This window comes from Colwellia meonggei, from assembly GCF_057537295.1.
Genome location: NZ_BAAJLZ010000003.1, coordinates 82,094 through 103,569, shown reverse-complemented (window position 1 = coordinate 103,569; position 21,476 = coordinate 82,094). Strand labels below are relative to the sequence as shown.

Here is a 21,476-nt window from a genome sequence, read left to right as displayed (position 1 = left end):
GCACAAAAAATGCCAAAAATTAAACCAAGTTCATCATGAACAGTAAATTTTTGACAAAATCCACTTATTTTACGCCTGAATGCTTCTTTCGTCTAGTAGTAATTGTAAAAAACTCTCTGTTTTTAACGTTTTTACTACAAAGACGCCAAAAACAATACTTATCTATTAAAAACACCAACAAAACCTAACTATTTAGTCAGGTTTTTAACATTTTATTGGTTAGTCTTTCAAACCTAATACATCTTGCATATCATAATAACCAGCAGGTGCTTCACTTAACCAAAATGCTGCTCGCATTGCACCAAGCGCAAAGGTCATGCGCGAACTTGCTTTATGGGTTAATTCAATGCGCTCGCCAATATCTGCAAAAAATGCCGTATGCTCACCAACAATATCGCCAGCACGTACAGTCGCAAAGCCTATCGTTTCAGGCTTTCTTTCATCAGTAATGCCTTCGCGGCCATAAACGGCAACTTTATTTAGGTCTCGCCCTAAAGTGTCAGCAATCACTTGCCCCATTTTCACAGCAGTACCTGACGGTGCATCTTTTTTAAATCTGTGGTGTGCTTCAAAAATTTCTATATCAGTATAGTCGCCAATTGCTTTTGCTGTTACTTCAAGCAGTTTAAATAATAAATTCACACCAACACTAGTATTTGGCGCTAAGATTACCGGAATTTCATCACCTGCATTCTTTACCACTTCTACTTGTTGGTCAGAAAAACCCGTAGTCCCTATAACTAGCGCTTTATTATGTTGTTTACACCATTGAATATGTTCTAGAGTCGATTCTATTGAAGTAAAGTCAATGAGTACATCGGCCGCTAACAATGTTTGGTAATCTGTCGTTGTCTTTTGACCAATTTCGCCAATACCAGCAAGCTCGCCAAGATCAAAATTTTCAAATGACGACCCTTTGCGTACGCTACCACCAACTAGCTCAATTGATTTATGCTCAATTGCCGCTTCGATTAAATTGCGTCCCATTCGCCCACTACAGCCTAAAATGGCAACTTTAACTATCATGACTTTTCCTATTCGGTTATCTTATTTTCAGTATTGTTAGAAATATCAAAAGGGGTACTTAGCGCCACTGACTGGCTAAGCTCTTGTGATACTACATTGACAATTTTCCATTGTTTATCAACTAAAGCAATATGATAAAAAGCTGAAAAATCGGTAAACAGCTCGCCATCTTGAGAAAAAAACTGCCAATCAATACAGGCTAAAATTAAATCTGCATTAACTTCACTAAAACTCGCTTTTGCGCTATTGAATGTTTTTATACCTGCCTGTGATAAAACATTGAAAATATCTGAAAATTCACGTTTAAAATCATCTACATCACAAATTAACACGGCTTTATCTGGCGTATGTAAAGTACAGGGTAATTGATAGCAAGATAATGTTTTTGCTATATCTTGTTGTTCAAATGCCGTAACGTACTGCTCAAATAGCGCTTCAATAATCAAAGTATTCATTTAGTGAGTTTAGCTCTTAGCTAGTTAGTTTTAGTAAACAAAGCCTATAAAAAAGCCCTCAAATGAGGGCTTTTAAAAAATAGTATAATTAGCTAACGATGGCTAATAACTCAACCTCAAAAACTAAAGTTGCATAAGGAGGAATGGCACCTTGAGAACCACGCTCACCGTACGCTAAGTTATAAGGTACATATAAACGCCATTTTGAACCTTCAGTCATTAATTGTAATGCTTCAGTCCAACCAGCGATAACGCCACCTACTGGAAATTCAGCAGGTTGGCCACGATCAACAGAACTATCAAAGATATCACCGTTGATGAAAGTACCGTGGTAATGTGTACGTACAGTGCTTTCAGCAGAAGGTTTCTCGCCTTCACCTGTAGCTAATACTTCATACTGTAAACCAGAGTCAGTTACTGTTACTTCATCACGCTTTGCATTTTCTGCAAGGAACGCTTCGCCTTCAGCTGACTTTTCTTTTGCTTCAGCTTGCTCTAACTCTTGCATCTTTTTAGATACAACAGCAAAAGCTTCATTTAGGTCTTCATCAGATACTTGGCTTGCAACATTTGCAATCGCATCAGCTAAACCAGCTTGTACAGCAGATACGTCAAAATCTTTAAAAGGATTGTTACGTAATTGGTCACCTAATTGACGACCTACACCATAACTTACGCGTTGTTCGATAGTTTCGATTTTATTTTCAGACATTATTTAATCTTCACATTAATTGATACGATAAAAATTCGCGCAAGAATAGCATAAACTTGACTCAGTCTGTAGTGCTAGCAACAGCATTTTAGTTATTTATTATAATTTATTGAAACCACTGTAAATGATAATGATTACTGTTATTGACAATATATTATCAAATTGTTAATTTTATTGAGTCAACATTGATAGTTGACTATCTTAAATGGAAAATATAAGGAATATATTGTGAATAAAACATTAAAGGCTTTAGCACTTATTGGTACAACTTTTTTTGCTGGTTCAGCTCTAGCAACTGAACTTGTATGTGATGTATACCCAAAAAGTGGTGGAAACTCTATTGGCAACGGAACACAGGATTGTGAAGGTTTCGACTTTTCATTTGGTAATTCTACGAATGGTAAGTTTTATCTTAAAAACATTTCAAAACCAATAAGTACTGTCATTTGGAGTGGCAAAGCAAAATGTACTGGTGGTACTTCATGTAATGTAACTGTACGTGCTTATAATCCTGGTTATAGTGCAGGTGCGACAGTTCTTTATCAAGACGGAACGTATGAAGTTCTAAATACTGCTCATATGTTTTACGAAACAGGTCACTAGCTAATTATTATACAGCCTACTTTAGGTAGGCTGATTTAAATCACGTATTAACTCTGTAGCAACTACCAAACATCTTACAGCTTAACACTTTATTTTACATGACTTTTATTGTGAATTTTAATTCAACGCTTCTCACTCATAATTTCAATCAACTTTTGGTAACATTGGGTTAGCACTGGCGCAGATATATTCAACTCTTTCACATGTATCATAGGATACGCAACCAAAATATCAAATTCCGATTGTTGCCCTGTGGCAATGTCTCGTTGCATAGATGTCTCACTACTATCTGGTAGTCGAGAAAGAAAGGTCATTGTTTCCTTAATGTGCTTATCACTAAGTTGAACACCTATTTTTCGAGCTATTTCCGCATATTCAATAACAATACGCTCTAGTAAAAACTCAATATGACTTTGCGAACGAATCTCACCCAAATTAAACTTTCTCGCTGAAGCCAATGCCCCCCATGCCGCAACAAAAATAAACTTACGCCACAAAGCTAAATGAATATCACTGGTTACTCCAACGCTTATACCTGCCAACTTTAGACGCTTTGCAATTTCGCTTAATTGCTTAGCTTCAACTGCTTTTAAATCATCATTCTCAATTTTTGTATCATTACAAGCAAAGGCGCCTAACGTAATGTGAGGTTTGGCACCACTATGAATTATGATCCCATCAGTATTTTTCACCGCGATAATTTTTGCTAAACCGCCAAAAATATTTTCAAGTAAAATACCATGCTCTTTCATAACCTCTGCTACGTTAACACCGTTTAATAATGGTATTACCCGTGTTTGCTCTGAGATTAATGACTTAATTTGCACGATAGCATCAGCTAACTGGTATGATTTTACACAAAGAAAAATAACATCTGCAGGTGCGCTTAAACTATCACTGTTTAAGTTTTCCGCATTTACCACATCAATTGAAGGTAAGTGCACATCACCTTCAATGCTTTCTATGTTTAAGCCTGATTCTTGCAGTGCTTTAAGTTGCTGCCCACGCGCGATAAAAGTAACTTTTTCGCCATGTTGCGCTAAACGGCCACCAAAATATCCACCAACAGCACCACAACCAACAATAACAAAATGCATTCCACGTCCTTTATTACTCGAATTTGCTAACTAAACTAAGCCGAAGTTTATCATGCAAAAAAGTAAAATACTTAGCGGATTGAAATCAAATTAAGCCCTATAGGCTACACTTTAACTAGCGAAACGTCGCATTGCGCGTAATTCGCAACCGCGTTAGCCGTTGAGCCAATCAATGCATTGATGCCTTTTTTCGAATGCGTACCTAAAATTATCAAGTCTGCATTTTTAGCTTCAGCAAGTAAGCATATTTGTTCATATGCTTTACCAAATTTAACCTTTACGTTTTTAATCGATATACCAAAAGTAGCAACTTTTGCTTCGATAGCAGGTAATGCACTTTCCTTTAATTCTTTCTGGTAATCATTAGGGAGTAGCGTATAGGGAATGACATGAGTCACTATCAGCTTGGCTTGAGTAAGTTGTGCGAGCTGGTTCGCCTTAGACAAAACCAGTTCACCTTCATCGCTATTTTCTATTGCACAAATAATCGTTTTATACATGGAATATCCTTAACATTTATTAGAAGTAAAAACCTTATGTTCCCCGTACTAGGTAAATAAAACGTCTCAACATTCACTTCCTAGTTTGAAGTCATCATTTTAATAAAACATCGACATGGCGAATTTACAGCAAGCTCTAGAAATTTGGTTCGCTCAAAAGCACTACAATAAGCACTACAATAAGCACTATTTAAATTTATCAGATAAAGGCCAAAACTCAATCTGTTCAATTGATGTACATCAAGAACAATTCGACTTTATTTTTTTTGAAGTAAAAACAAAGGATAATATTGAAAAAGATCGATAAAAATATCGTTTAAATAAGGATATTTAGAGTGGGTAATGACAAAGAAGTAGCAATTGAACTAGCGCTTTCGTTTTATAAAGCGATGATATAGTAAAAGTGTGAAATATATCACCGTCAGGTAGATTAGAACTGTTGTTAAATAAGTAACCTAGTATGCAACGGCTATGGCTTCTTCAACCATGTTAACTAACTCTCGATAACCGAAACGAGTTAATGGTTTGCCATTGACAAAGAACTGCGGTGTTGCGCGAACATTAAGTGTTTCTGCATCACTAACATCTTGAGCAATAACTTTTAATACTTTTTCACTCATCATGTCAGTTTCTAACTGCTGCTGATTTATTGCTAAAGTTGCTAAAAATTGCAATGCAAGCTCTGGTTGCGCTGTATGATGGCGTGTCCAGCCCTGTTGATTAGCAAAAAGTAACTTTAATGCTGACCAAAACTCACCTTGCAAATGAGCAGCTTCAAGCATAGCCACAACTTTATCAGCTCCTTTGTGAAATGGTGTATAACGCATTTCTACTTTTACTTTTCCTGGATATTTTTTAATGATGTTATTCACTAATGGGTAGAACTGAGCGCAGGTTTCACAGGCAGGGTCAAAAAACTCAATGATGGTAACCTTAGCATCTGCCGCACCTTTACTGGGTGAGCCTGAACGGCTTACCGCATCTATATGACTACTCGCTAACTCATTTTCTTTAGTTTCTTGTTGTGATTGAAATATTGATGTCGCAGCGAAAAAAGCTAAAAATAATATAATCACTGTGCTAATAAATAGAATTTTTTTATTCAAGGTAACCTCATTTAGTTTTAGTATCAGCGAAAAATAAAAGTATGCCGATTACGACAAATGTTAGTAAAGACATCATTGGCATATTGAGCCAGCCAAAAATATTTAAGTGCGTTTCTGAACAAGGAATATCGGCAATACAAGGCTGAGCACTTTCAGGAATAGCGCCAGCAACGAGTAATACATGAAATAATGCAACTAAACCACCAAATAGTGTCAATATGCCTGCATATCGAATTATTTTATCGTCAAAAGGAAATAATGCCAAAGGTAGCATTAATACCAAAGGATACATGGCAATACGTTGATACCAACATAAAACACATACTGGTAACTTCACAATTTCACTAAAAAACAAACTCGCTAGTGTCGCGATTGTGGCAATTAGCCAACAGCTAAAAACTAACAACCAAGCTGAAGAAGTGTTTGCATTTGTCTCTTTCATATAACCTCAGTTTATATTACGACATCTTATACAGCAGCATCGTAAATTATTGAGCAATTATAATATAAAGAACATCGTTATTAAAAGGTTGTCTTCCACATATTAATAAGCATCAAGAAATATAATAAATAAACTGAGTATTACCCAATTAGTAGCACCTGACGCTAATCTCCTTTAGGTAAATAACTGAGCTTAATCTTTCACACAACCAGATAAACCTCTAGACGTCTAGATTGACAAATATTTTTTTATTCCTATAATGCAATCCAACATAGACATTCTAGCAAAAGTCGTTATTGTTTGATTTATAAAAATAATAATAACGATAAAGACTTTATTCATGACATCAGAAAACACACAGCAAACAGTTTCAGCTCCCCCACCAAATCACAGCCTGAAAAGCCTACTACCATTTGGGGTATTTCTAGGGCTATTTCTTGGCACAGGTATCGTTTTAACGCTACAAGGTGTCGACTTCGCGTTTTATCAATTGCCTGCCAGTATTGCCATCATTCCGGCAATACTATTAGCAATTGCTATGGGACGTGAAACCACTAATGAAAAAATAGCTCAATTTATTCGAGGTGCAGGCCACCAGAATATTATAACTATGTGTGTTATCTACTTATTGGCTGGCGCATTTGCGACAGTGGCAAAAGCAACCGGAAGTGTTGATGCCAGTGTGCAATTAGGTTTGTCGATATTCCCTGACTACCTATTATTACCAGGGCTATTTTTAGTTGCCGCATTTTTAGCAACGGCAATGGGGACTTCAATGGGCACCATTGCCGCTATTGCTCCTATTGCTTTAGGGTTTATCGAATCTTCCGATATAGACCCGAGCATTATTGCTGGTTGTATCATTTCGGGCGCAATTTTCGGTGATAACTTATCTATTATCTCTGATACCACTATTGCATCTACCCGCAGCCAAGGCGCGCACATGAAGGATAAGTTTAGAGTTAATTTTAAGTTTGCAGTACCTGCGGCGTTAGTTTGCTTAGCAATTTTTGCAACCCAAGGCATTACTCTTGATCATCAGGCCAGCCAAGATCTCGATATTATTGGTTTTTTACCTTACATTGTGATCTTGGCGCTAGCGCTATCAGGCATGAATGTGTTTATGGTGTTGATTATCGGAATAATTCTCGCCGCAGCGATTGGCATGTTAAATAATGGCTACCAATTAGCAAGTTGGGTAAGCGACATAAATAAAGGTTTTGCAGGTATGCAAGATATCTTTATTTTATCTTTATTTATTGGTGGTTTAAGTGAGCTTATTAAGCATCAAGGTGGCTTAAGTGCACTTACTGCGAGTATTGAAAGATTAACTCGAAAACTAAGCCCAAATAACCCAAAACGTGCCTCGGGTATTGGCATCGCTTCATTAGCATTTAGTTGTAACTTTTTTACTGCTAATAATACCGTTTCAATTATTGTTACCGGTGAAACGGCAAAAGATTTAGCGCAAGACGGTGAATTAAGCCCTGCGCATTCCGCAAGCTTATTAGACATATTTGCCTGTATAAACCAAGGCTTATTACCTTATGGGGCACAAGCATTACTTCTTGGTGCGACATTAAAAATATCCCCCCTAGAAGTAGTCTCTAATGCTTATTACCCAATGATATTGTTAGTTGTCGCCAGCTTTGCTTTTTGGCGAATAACCAAAAAATAACCGTTGAATTTACATAACGCTAAAGCATTTTTAAGGCTTTAGCGTATCTCATACTTCTTAAACTACATGTTTGGTTTAGCACATTTCGGTCGCGTTGATTGCGTATAAAATGGCGTAGAGTTTGGTAAATGCTCAGTTAATTGCTTAATTCGCGTTGCGTTCGATGGGTGAGTAGACATAAATTCTGGTGGCGCACCTTTTGACTGTTTCGCCATATTTTGCCATAACGCAATACTCGCCTTTGGATCAAAGCCTGATTTTGCCATGAGATCTTGGCCGACTATATCGGCTTCACTTTCATGACTGCGGCCATACGGCATTAGCACACCATACTGCATACCTAAGCCTAAACCAGCCATAACAGTATTACGGCTTTCAATATTTTGGCTTTCTAAAAGCACATTAATTACTGATAACCCCATTTGACTCGCTTGGTTTGAGGATAATCGTTCGTTCGAGTGACGTTCAATAACATGACCCACTTCATGACCGATAATGGCGCCTAATTGATCTTGATTTTCAGCAACGTTTAAAATGCCGGTATATACGCCAATTTTTCCACCAGGTAATGCAAAAGCATTCACTTGCGGGGAGTCAAATACCACAACTTCCCAGCTGCCGTCATGTGCAGACTTAGGTACATTAACCGTAATAGCATCGGCAACACATTGCACATAACGGTTAATTGCAGGAGATTGACTAATTTTTTCTTTAGTTTTCATATCTTCAAACGACGCAATCCCCATTTTATTGAGCTCATCATCTGGCATCATCATTAATTGCGAACGACCAGTAGATGATTTCGTACAGCCTGTTAGCACAATTGCAGCAAGACATATTGCTAGTTTAAATTTCATTGAAGTTCCTAAAATAATCCTTTGTATGTTTATTTTAGGTAATGGCAAAATAAATATCTATTATTTCTTTTATCGTTATGTCAGCTATCTACCTAAAAGTGTTAGTGATTTACACGTCTTAAGTTAAATGAAAATGATGTACCTGTACCTAAAGTGCTTTGCACTTTGATATCAGATTTAAGTAGCTCTAATAGCTTTTTAGTAATGGCTAATCCAAGCCCTGTATGCTTATTCTTGTCTTGTATGGCATTACTGGCACGATAGCGAGTATCAAAAATATATGACAGTTCTTCAGCTTTTATACCTGTGCCATTATCCGTTATGGTAAGCTGGCACTGATTGTCATCTAGCTCCTTAATTGCAAAAACAATTTTGCCATTTTCACTGGTATGGCGAATGGCATTTTCTAATAAATTACTAATAACCCGCTCTAACTTGGCAATGTCACTATGTACTTGCGTATAAGAACTGCTTGGCTCAACGCTGATATCAATATGCTTAGCATTTGCTTCTAGGCTGAATTTCGCTATTACATCATACAATAACTCAGCTAAATTAAAGCCTTCAAAGTTTAAAGACACTTGACCACCTTCAAGATGAGCAAGTTCAAAAATTTGATCAATAAGGAGCTTTAACTGCAAGGTATTTTTTAATACGGTATTGGTATATTTCTCTCGCTCATTGGCACTTAGCTTATCCCCTTTATGGGCTATCATTTCAATAAAGCCCTGCAAAGACGACAACGGTGTTCGTAAGTCATGAGAAATATCTGCCAATAATTCTCGGCGTTGCACATCACTTTGCTGAAGTAAGGTTAATTGACTGTTGATTTGTTCAACCATTTGTTCAAATGCAACCCCTAATTGGTGTACTTCATTATTACTATTGGCCATCCATGGCGTTAAACTGACTTTTGCTTTATTAAATCCAACTTCTTTGAGCAATTGAATGTCTTTATTTAATCGGCGTAATGGCCGAGTAAAGTAATAAAATATTCCCAACATAACAATAAAGAGAAACAGTAAGGCGCCAACCAGCATTACCATAGAAAGCTCTGCTTGATTATCCGAATCAATTTTACTGTAAGCTGATTCATAACGCTCTCCTGCAACAATTACGTACAGGTAACCTCTTAATTCGCTACCATTAAAAACAGGGGCTGCTGAAAAAATTTTTTGTCGACGTTGATGTTGTGGATCATCCCCATAAATGGGCAAACTAACTTGATTTTGCGTTAATTGAATTAGCGGCGTAATATCAATTCGGTCGCGCTTTATCAAAGAAGGAGCTATTGAATGAGTTAAAATAACACCACTTGGATCGACGAAATAGAATTCAAATGCCGGGCCAAGCACCATTAAGGTATGGAAAAGATTTTTCAGCGCTTGATGATCGTATGCGCCTTCTTGAAGTAATGGGTTATCTCGGGCAAGGCTAGCAGCAAGTGATAGATGTAAGTGCTGTGTTGATTCATATCGTGTCGTTTGTTCTAAATGTTCTGCCCAAATAAAAAACACGCTAATAATGACAATAAATACCACTAACAATGATAAGGATAGTCTGTGGTAAAGAGATAATTTCACGCGGCAACACCATGGCGACATAGTTTATAGCCTACTCCCCAAACAGTTTGCACTATTTCAGGTTTGGTGGCATTACGTTCAACTTTATTTCTTAAGCGATTAATATGTGAATTCACCGTATGTTCATAACCACTGTGATGGTAACCCCATACAGAACTTAATAATTGTTCACGAGAAAAAACCTGATCTGGGTGTGACGCTAAATAAAATAACAAATCGAATTCGGTAGAAGTAAGCTCTACATTCTTGCCATTTAACGTTGCTCGATGAGAAACATTATCAATTTGCAACGCGCCTAACGTTAAATATTGCTCAGGCAATTGCTTCTCTAATTGTTGCTGACTTAATCTTGATAATAGGTGTACTCGGCGCAACTGCCCCCGCACTCGAGCTTGTAATTCTCGTACACTAAATGGTTTTGTCATATAGTCATCAGCACCAAGCTCTAAGCCTAGTACACGATCTATTTCACTATTTCTTGACGTTACCATTAAAATCACCTGTTCGGGCTTTTGCTCTCGAAGTTGCCGACAAACATCTAAACCAGACATACCCGGAAGCATGACATCAAGCATGATTAAGTCATAGCTCTGGTTTGATAATTTATCGAGTGCCGCTTCACCTGATAAACAGTGTTCAACACTTAAACCTACTTCCTCTAAACTCAACTTTACTAAGTCGGCAATATCTTGATCGTCTTCCACAACCAGTATGGTATCCATGCTCTGCTCCGTCATTATTATCTTATTTATAAGAACGTCGACAAAAAAATAACAATTATCACCTCGAAACATTTCAAGGTTCATTCGTTATTTTTCTCTATGTCTGCAGCATAAGAACTTACTAGTGCAAAAATACTTTCGAATTATTGAGGAAAAGAAAATAATGGCGCCTATCGATACCATCTTGATTTAAGGCGCCATTTTACTTTAGCGTGTGCGTGTTACTACGATTCGAGCAGTGGGGTTATCCCAACGATCCGCTTCTGTTAAAACGGAAGTTGTTAAACCTTCTTTACTTGCATCAGTTGCATTGGCATTAGTAACAACACCCTGATGAAAGTGAACTCGGTCAAAAAGATCGTCTCGTGCTGCGTCAAAACCGGCACTTGCACCACCACCACCAGCTGCACCTGCTGCAGGACCTGGCATTGTACTTGCGGTTTCAGTATTAGCTTCAGTACCTGAATCCCAAGTTGGTGCCATAAAGCTTACCGACTGACCTACCGTCATATTGCTGATATCAGCAGCATTAAGACCAGTAAAGGCGTCATTGGTATCAACCAACATAGTGGTGAATGTCAGCCTTAAATCATCAACATCAAGTAAAGGTACTAATAAAGTTGATGTTGCTCCGATTGAACGTGGCGGTGTTGCCCCATCAGTCGCAATAGCATCAAGATACTGCGTTGCAGCCAATGCTTCAGCGATTAACTCTGCTGGGTTACCACCTTCAGCTAACTGCTCTAAACCAAGGCTTGCCGCTTCACCATCAATAAATGCGTTATATCCGGGCTCATGCAAAATGATCGCAGCAGGAGAAAATGGTTGGCTATAGGTTAAGTTAGTTAACTGCACAGTATAAACAGCAAGGTTGCCGTTAGTACCATTTGTGCCATTAGTACCGTCTGCACCATTTGTGCCGTCAGTGCCATTTGTGCCGTCTATACCTGGTGCACCATCAACACCATTGCGACCATCATCACCACCACAACCGGTTGCTAGTACTGCAACAAGAGGCAGTAAAGCTAAACTTATTTTGTTAATTTTCATGATCTGTTCTCCCTTAATTAAGGTGCTGGGATAGTAATAGTTACTCGAGCAACAGGGTTCAACCAACGATGTTCAGTAGACTGTAGATCACTTGCGCCATCAGTAAGACTTGTATCGCCTAAAACATTTCGATGAATATGAACTGGACCATCGGTACCATCAACAACTTCGTTGGCACCAATGGCTGTGCCATCTTCAGCAAAACCAACTTTAACAGCAACACCCGTACCACCAACACCTAACGGTACCGGAGATGCACCAACACCTGCCACACCAGGAGCACCGTAACCACCTAGCGGTGTACCACCTTGCTCAACGATATCAGTACGAGTGCTGTTTAATTCATCATTTAACTCAGTACCAGCATCATAGGCATGTAGCATATAAGTATATGTACCTGGAGTAGTTGGAATTTTAATGCTATCTAAACCAACGAAGGCATCATTGGTTGGAATAAGCATAGATAAAATAGAAAGATATGGTTTATCCATCGTATCGAATGGATAACTTACTGACATTGAAGGCGGTACTAAACCACCAAAACGGTGCCAAGTGTTAGATGTATTATCAGTATCTGTTGGGCCTAAAAGTGCTTCAAAGTTTTGACCTGAAGAAGCTGCATTCTGTGCATCATCAATAACACCTGCTTCAGCAAGCCATGCTAATGCTGACGATGCATCTACACCCGGTTCAAAGGCATCGACAGTATTGTCATGTGCGATAACTAAACGTGGTGTAAAATGTTGTGCGTGAGTTAAGTTAGTAATTTCGATATCAATGGTTTGTGCCATTAATGCTGAGCTTGAACAAGCTAATGCAATAGCTGATGCTGCTTTAAAAAGTTTCATAAGTTTCCCTTGATGACTAAATGATTTCGCATTCAGTATGCAAAGCAAACATTGCTAAACTTTCACAAAGTTATCACAATTTTATCACAAGAGTTTAAATTAAAAGTAATGAAATTTATTTGCTAATTAGCGTGTCTCGCCCTTTACTAACACCATAAACATCATCAGGATAAAAGCCTAACGTCACATGGAAGTCTTTGTTCTTTAATAATAATTTTTGACGAATAAATTGACCATCTGGCGATGATGCAACAACAAAATAACTTTCTTTATCGCCTTTTGCCACCTTACCTATGCCATGTAATGTTACTCGAAACTTTTGTGATAAATTAAATTTTTCTTTATTTATTGTTTGATATTCGTATGGGTTAACTAAAGTGACATGAAAAGATTGATGATCACGCGCTGCTTGATGCTGACGATAAATGGCATACTTTTCTTTTCCCAATTTATTTTTAAGCTGCTTTAAATATCGGCTAAGCTCTACCTCTGAAACTTTCCCGCCTAAATAGACTAAGCCGCTGTTATCTTGCAGTTCACTAATTTCAAGTGTTAAGGTTTTTTCAATGAATTGGGTATCTTGTTCTGCTTCTGTTGAAGACTGTGCCATAGCTCGAGCAAGTGGGCTCGCTTTTTTAGCATCACGGGTTGAATTTAACGACGATATTACCTGAGAAGATACCGCTTGAGCATGCCCTTCCATTACCGCAAGTTTTTCATTTTTTTCCAACAAATATTCTGCAAGTGTTGTTGCGGTTGCCATATTTACACTCGATAATGCCAATAAAGCAATTATAGTTCGGGAATAAGCAAGGCTCTTAAATGATTTTAGATTCATATTGCTCTCAATATTTTTTCACATTACTAAAGTGGGTTGCCACAAATTATATTACAGCAACGTTTGCTAAAAACGTTACTTCTTCATACGTTAGTTAAATTTAACGTAAACTAACAATTATCATTTTCGGCTCCAACAATTAGACGATATACTAATGATATAATTCAATAAAATTGATATGAACATAATTGTAAAATGAAACCACCCATTACCCCAGAGCTTTTTAATTATATAGCGATATCGATATCACGTTTTAAATGGCATCTGTTGGCGTGGAGTTTATTTTTATTTTGCTTATTTGTTTTACTTCAGACACAAATTCAATTCAACACACCAAATTTTTTAGTATGGTTAGCGATATTTATATTATTTACTGCTATTGAAAGTTTAGTGATTGCTGCCTTTATTTTTTTCTTTCAAATACTGCCATCCACTAAAGAAAACAATATTCATTGGCAGAAATTTTATCGTGTAATTGAATGGTGTGAAGCTATTTTATTCACTCTCTTAATTCCATTACCTGCATTATTGTTTATATACGCTTTCATACGTTTATCAGCAGTATAAGTCACTATTTACCCTGTTGTTTATTGCATTTTAGATCTGTCGATGCTTTTGAGCATATGCTCCTAGCAGTAAAAATATACCTATAATCAAGGGTAAAATATAAACACTTGGCACTTGCGATAGTTGTTGCGATAGCAATTTAGTTAGCCAGATGGTAAGTAAACCATAGCCAAATGCGCATACAACAACAAAAGTTAAACTACGGACAAGAAAATGTTGTTTGCGAACTAGGCTTCGTACAGCGTTGTTAATATCACTACCGAATATAACCAATACAGTTGCAACAATAGCCATTGCCATTTGATACTGATAACCACGAAACCACTGACCAATATCAGCTAATAGCTCAAACATAATATAAATGACCTAGCTTTATAGTTTAATAAACAATACATCACGTAACTTAAGCATCAAGCAATGCTATCATTTCTTCTTCCGTGAGAACTTTCACACCTAAATCTTGGGCTTTAGTTAGTTTTGAACCAGCTTTTTCACCAGCAACCAAGCAATTTGTTTTCGCTGAAACACTACCAGAAACTTTAGCCCCTAACGCTTGTAGTGCAGCCTTAGCTTCATTACGCCCCATTTGGCTTAATGTGCCAGTAAGTACAAACGTTTGATCTTTAAGTGGTAGTTCATCGTCACTTTTCACTTCAATATTTGGCCAAGACATAATTGAAACTAACTCTTCAACCACCTCAAGATTATGACTTTGCGCGAAGAAGTTAACAATATTTTTTGCGACAATAACGCCAACATCTGGCACTTGCTGCAACTGCTCTTCACTTGCTGATTTAATCGCAGTAAAAGTCAAAAAATGCTGCGCTAAGTTTGCTGCCGTGGTCTCGCCTACCTCTCGAATACCAAGTGAGTAAACAAACTTGCTAAGTGTGGTACTTTTAGCTATTTCTAGCCCTTTAATTAAATTATACGCTGATTTTTTTCCCATACGCTCCATGGTGCTAACATCTAGTTCAGTTAATTTAAATAAGTCGGCAGGCGTTTTTATTAAGCCTTCATCAACTAATTGCTCAACTAATTTATCGCCGAGTCCATCAACATCAAGTGCTTTTCTAGAGGCAAAATGTTTAATAGCTTCTTTTCGTTGCGCCTGACAATATAAACCGCCAGTACAGCGTAATACTGCTTCCCCTTCAGCTTTCGTTACCGCAGATTCACAGACTGGACATTGTTTTGGAAACTCAATATTTTCAGCATTATTTGGGCGACGTTCTAGCACTACACTAACGATTTGTGGGATAACATCACCCGCGCGGCGAATAATCACCGTATCGTTAATTTGAATACCTAAACGGTCAATCTCATCTTGGTTATGTAACGTGGCATTACTAACGGTGACACCGCCAACAAACACAGGCTTTAAGCGGGCAACAGGTGTAATAGCGCCGGTACGGCCTACTTGAAAATCAACCGCATCAAGGGTGGTTAATTCTTCTTGAGCTGGAAATTTATATGCTGTAGCCCAGCGTGGCGCACGTGCAACAAAACCTAATTTCTGCTGTAAATCAATATCATCAACTTTGAATACCGTACCGTCTATTTCATAACTTAGTGCGTCACGCTGTTGCAAAATATCTTGATAAAAATCTTCTACATGCTCAGCGTTTTCAAGTAACTTAACTTCAGGACACATCGGCAAGCCTAAGGCTTTTATTTGGCATAAACGTTGGTAATGCGAGTTTGCTAGCCAAGTTTCATCAATACCTTCATCATCATTAGTTTCACTTGCGCCAACAAAGCCTAAACCATAGGCATAAAAGGCAAGATTACGTTTAGCCGTTATTTTCGAATCAAGTTGACGCAAGCTACCGGCCGCAGCATTGCGAGGGTTTGCAAAACTTTTCTCTCCCTTTTTAACCGCCTGCTGATTTAAACGTTCAAAGCTGGCTTTCGGCATAAAAACCTCACCACGTACTTCCAGGATATCTGGGTAGCTTTGTCCTTGAAGGCGCAGGGGGATGGATTTGATAGTACGAATGTTTTCAGTTATATTCTCACCAACACTGCCATCACCACGCGTTGCTGCCTGTACGAAAATACCATTTTCATAACGTAAACTAACCGCCAAGCCATCAAGTTTAGGCTCAGCACAAATGGAAAATTCTTTCTCCGACTTTAAACGATCTTTTATCCGTTTAACAAATGCCTGCCATTCTTGTTCAGAGAAAACATTATCTAGCGATAACATTGGCAACTGGTGCGTTACTTGACTAAATGCCTTTAGTGCCTCACCACCAACCTTTTGACTCGGAGAGTCTAACGTTTTAAGTGTTGGGTTTTCAGTCTCAAGCGTTATCAACTCACGCATTAATCTATCATACTCGGCATCAGGAACACTGGGCTCATCTAACACATAATATTGATGATTATAATGGTGAATTAGCTGACAAATTTCAGCGATACGGTTACTAGCAACTTGCTCAGACATAATGATTTAACTTTGGATAGTGGGATTGGTGGTGGCTACTGAGGCTAATTTATTTGGAAAATTAGCCCAGTAATTCGTGTCATGCTTTAGGGTACTAGAATGAGCCAATGCGACTTTTACGCTCAAACTCTCGAATAATACCAATGTAATGTTGCTCTGTTTGCTTGGTCATTACACTACGCTTGTCATCAAGTAGTTGTGCTTTAAATTCCAAAGCCAGTTGTTTGGCAGCATTTAACATTTGTTCAAACACTTCAAATGCGTCCCCCGTATTTGGCAAGGTCATGAATAGCGTAATACCTTGGGTGCTAAAATTTTCAATATCGTCTAAATCAAACGTGCCTGGGTTCATCATATTTGCCAAACTAAATGTTACCTTACCATTTCCGGCATTGTCTTGATGACGATGGAAGATATTCATTTCACCGTACTTTAATCCTAAAGTCAGTAATGTTGGCAATAATGCCGCACCTGACATTGCTTGCCCTTCAGGCATAACAACCGAAAGTACAATAACTTGTGGTTCTATTTCTGGTACTTTTTCAGCGGTTTCTGTTGCAGACATACTTGGCATGTCTTCTACTGCTTCATCACCAAAATTAATTTCCATTTGGTTACGTTTAACGGCGGGTTTTCGTACGTTTTTCTTGCGAGGTACAGATTTTTCCACAGCAGGTTTAGGCTTAGCACGAGATACTGGTTGTTGGTAAACCGGTTCTAGTTCTGGTTCAGCTTTTACTGGCGCTTCGCTAGCAATTTCTTCCGTTGCTGATTCAGGGAAAAAGTCTTGTTCGTAGCTATTTTCAACGGCATAGTCAGGTGCATCTGACAAAGCTTGTTGTTTTAAATGTTCTGGCACTTCTTCTGTTTCATTTAGTAAAGCACCAAAGTTAAGACCTTGTTCCTTTTCTTCAAATGCAGCAGGTGGCACCGCATCAGGCATAGGCTTGTCTGAGTGAAACTCTTCACCATCTTCAACAAGATGTGATTTAACTGACGGCTCATCATGCAACGGATTATTACCAATCACTTTCGGTTTACTAACTCCATCTTGATCAAAGCCAGAACCATCAAACCCGCGTGACTCTGGCACAACAGGTTCATCTTTAGTTTTTAACTTATAAGGATTTTTTTGTTTCCTAATGGTCCAGTAACCATGAATGAAAATGGCTGCTATCACAATAGCACTAATTATTATTAATGTGTTTCTGAAACTATCTTCCATTACCTAGCCTATTCTTTACTGCTTCTTATACTTCTGACATAGCGATGGCTTCATCAATATCAACGGCAACCATGCGTGAAACTCCAGGTTCAAACATAGTTACGCCAGTTAAATGTGATGCCATCTCCATTGCTATTTTATTATGACTAATATAAATAAATTGTACTGTTTTCGACATTTCCTGAACCAAATTACAAAAGCGACTGACATTAGCATCATCTAATGGTGCATCAACTTCATCAAGTAAACAAAATGGAGCAGGGTTAAGCCTAAAAATTGCAAATACTAATGATAATGCGGTCAGCGCTTTTTCTCCACCAGATAATAAATGTATTGTGCTATTTTTTTTACCCGGTGGCCGCGCCATGATCGTTACACCAGTATCGAGCAAGTCTTCACCTGTTAGCGCTAAATATGCCTGACCACCACCAAATACCTTAGGAAATAACGACTGTAAATCATTATTAACTTGGTCGAAGGTTAATTTAAATTTATGTCGACTTTCTTTATCTATTTTTGCAATTGCTGACTCTAAAGTCGCTATTGCCTTATTAAGGTCTTGATCTTGCTGATCTAAATAATTTTTCCGCTCAAATTGTGTTTCATATTCTTCTATCGCAGCTAAATTTATTGCCCCCAACAGTTGAATATCTTTAGCCAATTTAATTAATTGCGCTTGCCAAAGCGACTCTTTTGCATTTTCTGGCATTGCCGAAACTACACTATCAATATTTTGTTGTAGTTCTGTCAATACTTCCATGGCATTTTCTGCCCGCAATTTAAAACCTTCACTGTCTAATGTTAAACGTGCATGTTGCTCATTTAACGTGCTGACTTTATTTTGACTGGTTTTCAGCGCCAGTTCTAATGCCGATAATTGACTTTGGCTGTCATTTAATATTTTTTGATTAAACTGTAACTTTTCATTAATCGCCGACAAATTATCAAGCCATTGCGGCAGGTTTTGCTCTAACTCTTGTAATGATGTGCTGCCATCATCTACCGTTTGGCTATTCGATGTTAACCTTTGTGTCAGTACGTTAATACTTTCCTGGTTGCCTCTGATGGTTTGCTCTCGTTGCGCCTGCTGACTTTTAAGTTGTTCAACCAATAAGCTTAATTGGTGACGTTGCGCATGTAATTCTTGGCTACCTTGCTGAATATTCTCAATAACTGACTGTAATTCAGCTTGTTGTTGGCCATGTTCATTCGAGTCATCATCATTATTATTAGATAAGGAAGCTAGTTGTTGTGTTAATAACAACAATGCTTGTTCAGCAGTACCACTGTTTTTCTGCTCTTGAGTAATTTGTGCCAGTAAATTATCACGCTCTCGTTGTTGATGTATTTGTTCTTGTTGCGTTAACGAGTATGCTTGTTCAAGACTATAGAGCTTGTCTTGTTGCTGCTCTAATTCTGCGCTTAGTGCTACTTTTTGCTGTTGTAAGTTCTCGATATTTTCTGTGCTTTCTACTTGTTGCTTTCTTAATACCTGATGTTGTTCAAAAGTGCTAGTTAACAGGGCTTGTTCAAGCTCATACTGGCTTTGTAAGCTAATGTAATCGTAGCCTTGTTCTAGCTTACCTTTTCTTAAAACTTGTTGACTAAGCCAAGTACCGTCAGGGCAAATAAAGCTTTGGTGATTTGCCAATGTATTAAGTTGTTCTGCCGCGCTGGCATAGTCTGTAGCAAGAAAAATATTGCTTAGCCAAGGAGTAAGTTCATCAACTCCTGAAACTTTACTGGCTAAACTTTCACTTATTTTTTCGCCGATTTTGCCACTTGTTTTCGCTGTATCAGTTGCAGGCACCTCGCTTTGTTGCGCTTCTTCCGCGGTATTACTTTTAAAAACTAAGCATAAGGTTTCTGCCGATAAACCTTTGTTTTTATCAGCTTCAGGCAAATTATCAACTAAGTGCCCTGCCATAAGATGAGATAGCACTACTTCCGCTGCTAACTCCCAACCAGAGCTTACTTGTAATTTATTTTTTATCGCCGTATAGGCGGCATTATTTTGTCTATTTAGCCATTGCTCTTGTTGCTCACTCCACAATGCTTGATCAGCAAGTTTAGCTTTAAGATCTGCAACCAGTTGCTTTTTAACCATTTGTTGCGCCGATAACACAGAAAGCTCTTGCTGTAATTGCTGCTGTTCGCTAAGCGCTTGTTCTTGAGCCAATGCCAGCTTGCTCGTTTGCTGCTGCAATTGTTCTTTAGTAGCTAAAATTACACTTTTTTCTTGGTGGTATTCTGTTGTAGCACTATCGTTTTTCGGAGGTAATTTCGCAATTTGTTGCTGACTTTTTTCGATCCGTAACTTAGCTTGTTCAACAATGGTTTGTTGCTGGCTAATTTCAGCATGAACTTTTAACGACTGCTGTTGAAGCGCCTCACGTGCTTGTTGTTGTTGCTGCCAAAGTGAGTTTAATTTTTTCTGCTTTTGTTGTTGCTCAGCTAATTCTTCTTGGTTTGTAGCTAGCGCCAGCTCTATTGCTTGTAATTGCGGTTGTTTATCGGCTAATTGTTTTAAACAAAGTTGCAGCTGTTCTTGCTCTGTTAATACCAACTGCTGAGCATTTAATAACTGTTGTTGTGTTAAAACATTGTCAGACTGAGACTTTTCTGCCTGCTCTTTTAAATACTTAATATTTTGCTCAGCACGAGTAATATCTTGACTTAAGGTTAACTTTTGCTGCTGCAAAGTTTGATTGCTATCATTGCAGTGTAATACTGAATCTTTTAGTTTAATCACCTCAAGTTCATACTGACTAATTTGACTATTTTGTCCGGCTATTTTGTTATCAATTTCAACAATGCGTTTGTGGTGCTGCTCTCTTTGTTGTTCAAACTTTTGCCAACGTAAAACCGCTAGTTCAGCTTTATACTTGCGCTCTTGTTGTTTTAACGTTCGAAAACGTTTAGCGGCTTGTGCCTGCTGGTGTAATTTGTCAATTTGCACATCAAGTTCGACTCGAATGTCGCTTAAACGGGCAAGGTTTTCTCGAGTGTGACGAATTCGGTTCTCAGTTTCTTTGCGGCGCTCTTTATATTTTGAGATACCTGCCGCCTCTTCAATAAATACCCGCAACTCTTGCGGTTTTGATTCAATTAAGCGAGAAATAGTGCCTTGTTCAATAATGGCATAACTGCGAGGACCTAAACCTGTACCTAGGAAAATATCGGTAATATCGCGACGACGACATTTAGTGCCATTGAGAAAGTAACTATTAGTTCCTTCCCGATTGACGACTCGTCGAACAGAAACTTGGTTTCTATCAGCCATATTACCTTGTATACGGCCTTGCATATTATCAAAAACAAGCTCAACACTGGCTTGTCCAATAGGCTTTCTACTCGCTGCACCATTAAAGATAACGTCGGTCATGGCATCACCGCGTAAGTTTTTAGCAGAGCTTTCACCGAGTACCCAACGAACAGCATCAATAATATTTGATTTTCCGCAACCATTAGGCCCAACAATGGCGGTCATTTGTTGTTCAAATGGCACTTTAGTTGGATCGACAAATGATTTAAAACCTGCCAATTTTATATGCTTGAGTCGCATTAAACCGAATAACCTAATCGTTGACGTTAATTGTTATAATTTCGGCAATACTTTTGCAAAATTTAGACAATTTAAAAGAAATAAATAAAAACCTGAGTCATTGCGCCCACTGTATCAGAGATTGATGTACTTTGTAACATCACAGTGCTGTTC

20 protein-coding genes are annotated in these 21,476 nt (G+C 38.1%); 3 read left to right on the top strand and 17 right to left on the bottom strand.

Annotated features, from left to right (window positions below):
- Positions 1-219: 219 nt before the first annotated feature.
- The 3 genes from dapB to bamJ all read right to left on the bottom strand — a co-directional run bounded on the left by dapB (position 220) and on the right by bamJ (position 2,193).
- A complete protein-coding gene (dapB, locus tag AC27E9_RS08945) occupies positions 220-1,026 on the bottom strand; it encodes a 4-hydroxy-tetrahydrodipicolinate reductase (protein ID WP_487129345.1) in 807 nt (268 codons plus the stop codon).
- Between the two features lie 8 nt (positions 1,027-1,034).
- On the bottom strand, positions 1,035-1,481 hold the full coding sequence (locus tag AC27E9_RS08940) for a hypothetical protein (protein ID WP_487129343.1): 447 nt from the start codon (positions 1,479-1,481) through the stop codon (positions 1,035-1,037).
- A gap of 88 nt (positions 1,482-1,569) precedes the next feature.
- A complete protein-coding gene (bamJ, locus tag AC27E9_RS08935; protein WP_487129342.1) occupies positions 1,570-2,193 on the bottom strand; it encodes a BamJ family beta-barrel-assembly machinery protein in 624 nt (207 codons plus the stop codon).
- 228 nt (positions 2,194-2,421) lie between these two features.
- Between bamJ and AC27E9_RS08930 the strand changes: the two genes are divergently transcribed.
- Positions 2,422-2,796, top strand: a complete 375-nt coding sequence (locus tag AC27E9_RS08930; RefSeq protein ID WP_487129340.1) for a hypothetical protein — start codon at positions 2,422-2,424, stop codon at positions 2,794-2,796.
- Between the two features lie 122 nt (positions 2,797-2,918).
- On the opposite strand, the gene AC27E9_RS08925 is transcribed toward AC27E9_RS08930, so the two are convergent.
- Together AC27E9_RS08925 and AC27E9_RS08920 are read right to left on the bottom strand one after the other, a co-directional pair.
- Complete coding sequence (locus AC27E9_RS08925) at positions 2,919-3,893, bottom strand: ketopantoate reductase family protein (protein ID WP_487129338.1); 975 nt, start codon at positions 3,891-3,893, stop codon at positions 2,919-2,921.
- Positions 3,894-3,997: 104 nt separating this feature from the next.
- On the bottom strand, positions 3,998-4,393 hold the full coding sequence (locus AC27E9_RS08920) for a universal stress protein (RefSeq protein ID WP_487129336.1): 396 nt from the start codon (positions 4,391-4,393) through the stop codon (positions 3,998-4,000).
- Positions 4,394-4,508: 115 nt separating this feature from the next.
- Between AC27E9_RS08920 and AC27E9_RS08915 the strand changes: the two genes are divergently transcribed.
- Entirely contained in the window at positions 4,509-4,700 is a 192-nt protein-coding gene (locus tag AC27E9_RS08915; protein WP_487129334.1) for a hypothetical protein, read from the top strand.
- Positions 4,701-4,848: 148 nt separating this feature from the next.
- On the opposite strand, the gene AC27E9_RS08910 is transcribed toward AC27E9_RS08915, so the two are convergent.
- Together AC27E9_RS08910 and AC27E9_RS08905 are read right to left on the bottom strand one after the other, a co-directional pair.
- The gene (locus AC27E9_RS08910) at positions 4,849-5,499 is read right to left on the bottom strand and encodes a DsbA family protein (RefSeq protein ID WP_487129332.1); all 651 of its coding nucleotides are present in this window, start codon (positions 5,497-5,499) and stop codon (positions 4,849-4,851) included.
- Positions 5,500-5,506: 7 nt separating this feature from the next.
- The gene (locus AC27E9_RS08905) at positions 5,507-5,941 is read right to left on the bottom strand and encodes a disulfide bond formation protein B (protein ID WP_487129330.1); all 435 of its coding nucleotides are present in this window, start codon (positions 5,939-5,941) and stop codon (positions 5,507-5,509) included.
- A 340-nt stretch (positions 5,942-6,281) separates the two neighbouring features.
- Here AC27E9_RS08905 and AC27E9_RS08900 point away from each other — a divergent pair, with 340 nt between their 5' ends.
- Positions 6,282-7,619: a Na+/H+ antiporter NhaC family protein gene (locus tag AC27E9_RS08900; protein ID WP_487129328.1), complete on the top strand. Its 1,338-nt coding sequence runs from the start codon at positions 6,282-6,284 to the stop codon at positions 7,617-7,619.
- Between the two features lie 62 nt (positions 7,620-7,681).
- Here the strand turns inward: AC27E9_RS08900 and AC27E9_RS08895 are convergent, their stop codons facing one another.
- The 10 genes from AC27E9_RS08895 to smc form a co-directional block, all read right to left on the bottom strand.
- Positions 7,682-8,476 (bottom strand): M48 family metallopeptidase, encoded by a 795-nt coding sequence (locus AC27E9_RS08895; RefSeq protein WP_487129326.1) that lies wholly within the window; start codon positions 8,474-8,476, stop codon positions 7,682-7,684.
- A gap of 101 nt (positions 8,477-8,577) precedes the next feature.
- The gene (locus AC27E9_RS08890) at positions 8,578-10,059 is read right to left on the bottom strand and encodes a sensor histidine kinase (protein WP_487129324.1); all 1,482 of its coding nucleotides are present in this window, start codon (positions 10,057-10,059) and stop codon (positions 8,578-8,580) included.
- On the bottom strand, positions 10,056-10,781 hold the full coding sequence (locus tag AC27E9_RS08885) for a response regulator (RefSeq protein WP_487129322.1): 726 nt from the start codon (positions 10,779-10,781) through the stop codon (positions 10,056-10,058). Before AC27E9_RS08885 ends, AC27E9_RS08890 begins: the two co-directional genes overlap by 4 nt.
- A gap of 207 nt (positions 10,782-10,988) precedes the next feature.
- Positions 10,989-11,831 (bottom strand): spondin domain-containing protein, encoded by an 843-nt coding sequence (locus AC27E9_RS08880; protein WP_487129320.1) that lies wholly within the window; start codon positions 11,829-11,831, stop codon positions 10,989-10,991.
- Positions 11,832-11,848: 17 nt separating this feature from the next.
- Positions 11,849-12,679, bottom strand: coding sequence for a spondin domain-containing protein (locus tag AC27E9_RS08875; RefSeq protein WP_487129318.1), 831 nt, complete (start codon positions 12,677-12,679; stop codon positions 11,849-11,851).
- A gap of 115 nt (positions 12,680-12,794) precedes the next feature.
- Complete coding sequence (locus AC27E9_RS08870) at positions 12,795-13,442, bottom strand: hypothetical protein (protein ID WP_487129316.1); 648 nt, start codon at positions 13,440-13,442, stop codon at positions 12,795-12,797.
- 672 nt (positions 13,443-14,114) lie between these two features.
- Entirely contained in the window at positions 14,115-14,438 is a 324-nt protein-coding gene (locus AC27E9_RS08865; RefSeq protein ID WP_487129314.1) for a DUF3392 domain-containing protein, read from the bottom strand.
- Between the two features lie 49 nt (positions 14,439-14,487).
- Positions 14,488-16,533: an NAD-dependent DNA ligase LigA gene (gene ligA / locus AC27E9_RS08860; protein ID WP_487129312.1), complete on the bottom strand. Its 2,046-nt coding sequence runs from the start codon at positions 16,531-16,533 to the stop codon at positions 14,488-14,490.
- Between the two features lie 94 nt (positions 16,534-16,627).
- Entirely contained in the window at positions 16,628-17,758 is a 1,131-nt protein-coding gene (gene zipA, locus AC27E9_RS08855; protein ID WP_487129310.1) for a cell division protein ZipA, read from the bottom strand.
- 25 nt (positions 17,759-17,783) lie between these two features.
- Positions 17,784-21,323, bottom strand: a complete 3,540-nt coding sequence (smc, locus tag AC27E9_RS08850; protein WP_487129308.1) for a chromosome segregation protein SMC — start codon at positions 21,321-21,323, stop codon at positions 17,784-17,786.
- Positions 21,324-21,476 lie beyond the last annotated feature (153 nt).

Excerpts from the sequence above, each read along its gene's own strand:
- dapB (WP_487129345.1), bottom strand. The coding sequence starts at position 1,026 with ATGATAGTTAAAGTTGCCATTTTAGGCTGTAGTGGGCGAATGGGACGC.
- AC27E9_RS08940 (WP_487129343.1), bottom strand. The coding sequence starts at position 1,481 with ATGAATACTTTGATTATTGAAGCGCTATTTGAGCAGTACGTTACGGCA.
- bamJ (WP_487129342.1), bottom strand. The coding sequence starts at position 2,193 with ATGTCTGAAAATAAAATCGAAACTATCGAACAACGCGTAAGTTATGGT.
- AC27E9_RS08925 (WP_487129338.1), bottom strand. The coding sequence starts at position 3,893 with ATGCATTTTGTTATTGTTGGTTGTGGTGCTGTTGGTGGATATTTTGGT.
- AC27E9_RS08920 (WP_487129336.1), bottom strand. The coding sequence starts at position 4,393 with ATGTATAAAACGATTATTTGTGCAATAGAAAATAGCGATGAAGGTGAA.
- AC27E9_RS08915 (WP_487129334.1), top strand. The coding sequence starts at position 4,509 with ATGGCGAATTTACAGCAAGCTCTAGAAATTTGGTTCGCTCAAAAGCAC.
- AC27E9_RS08905 (WP_487129330.1), bottom strand. The coding sequence starts at position 5,941 with ATGAAAGAGACAAATGCAAACACTTCTTCAGCTTGGTTGTTAGTTTTT.
- AC27E9_RS08900 (WP_487129328.1), top strand. The coding sequence starts at position 6,282 with ATGACATCAGAAAACACACAGCAAACAGTTTCAGCTCCCCCACCAAAT.
- AC27E9_RS08895 (WP_487129326.1), bottom strand. The coding sequence starts at position 8,476 with ATGAAATTTAAACTAGCAATATGTCTTGCTGCAATTGTGCTAACAGGC.
- AC27E9_RS08885 (WP_487129322.1), bottom strand. The coding sequence starts at position 10,781 with ATGGATACCATACTGGTTGTGGAAGACGATCAAGATATTGCCGACTTA.
- AC27E9_RS08880 (WP_487129320.1), bottom strand. The coding sequence starts at position 11,831 with ATGAAAATTAACAAAATAAGTTTAGCTTTACTGCCTCTTGTTGCAGTA.
- AC27E9_RS08875 (WP_487129318.1), bottom strand. The coding sequence starts at position 12,679 with ATGAAACTTTTTAAAGCAGCATCAGCTATTGCATTAGCTTGTTCAAGC.
- AC27E9_RS08870 (WP_487129316.1), bottom strand. The coding sequence starts at position 13,442 with ATGGCAACCGCAACAACACTTGCAGAATATTTGTTGGAAAAAAATGAA.
- AC27E9_RS08865 (WP_487129314.1), bottom strand. The coding sequence starts at position 14,438 with ATGTTTGAGCTATTAGCTGATATTGGTCAGTGGTTTCGTGGTTATCAG.
- ligA (WP_487129312.1), bottom strand. The coding sequence starts at position 16,533 with ATGTCTGAGCAAGTTGCTAGTAACCGTATCGCTGAAATTTGTCAGCTA.
- zipA (WP_487129310.1), bottom strand. The coding sequence starts at position 17,758 with ATGGAAGATAGTTTCAGAAACACATTAATAATAATTAGTGCTATTGTG.
- smc (WP_487129308.1), bottom strand. The coding sequence starts at position 21,323 with ATGCGACTCAAGCATATAAAATTGGCAGGTTTTAAATCATTTGTCGAT.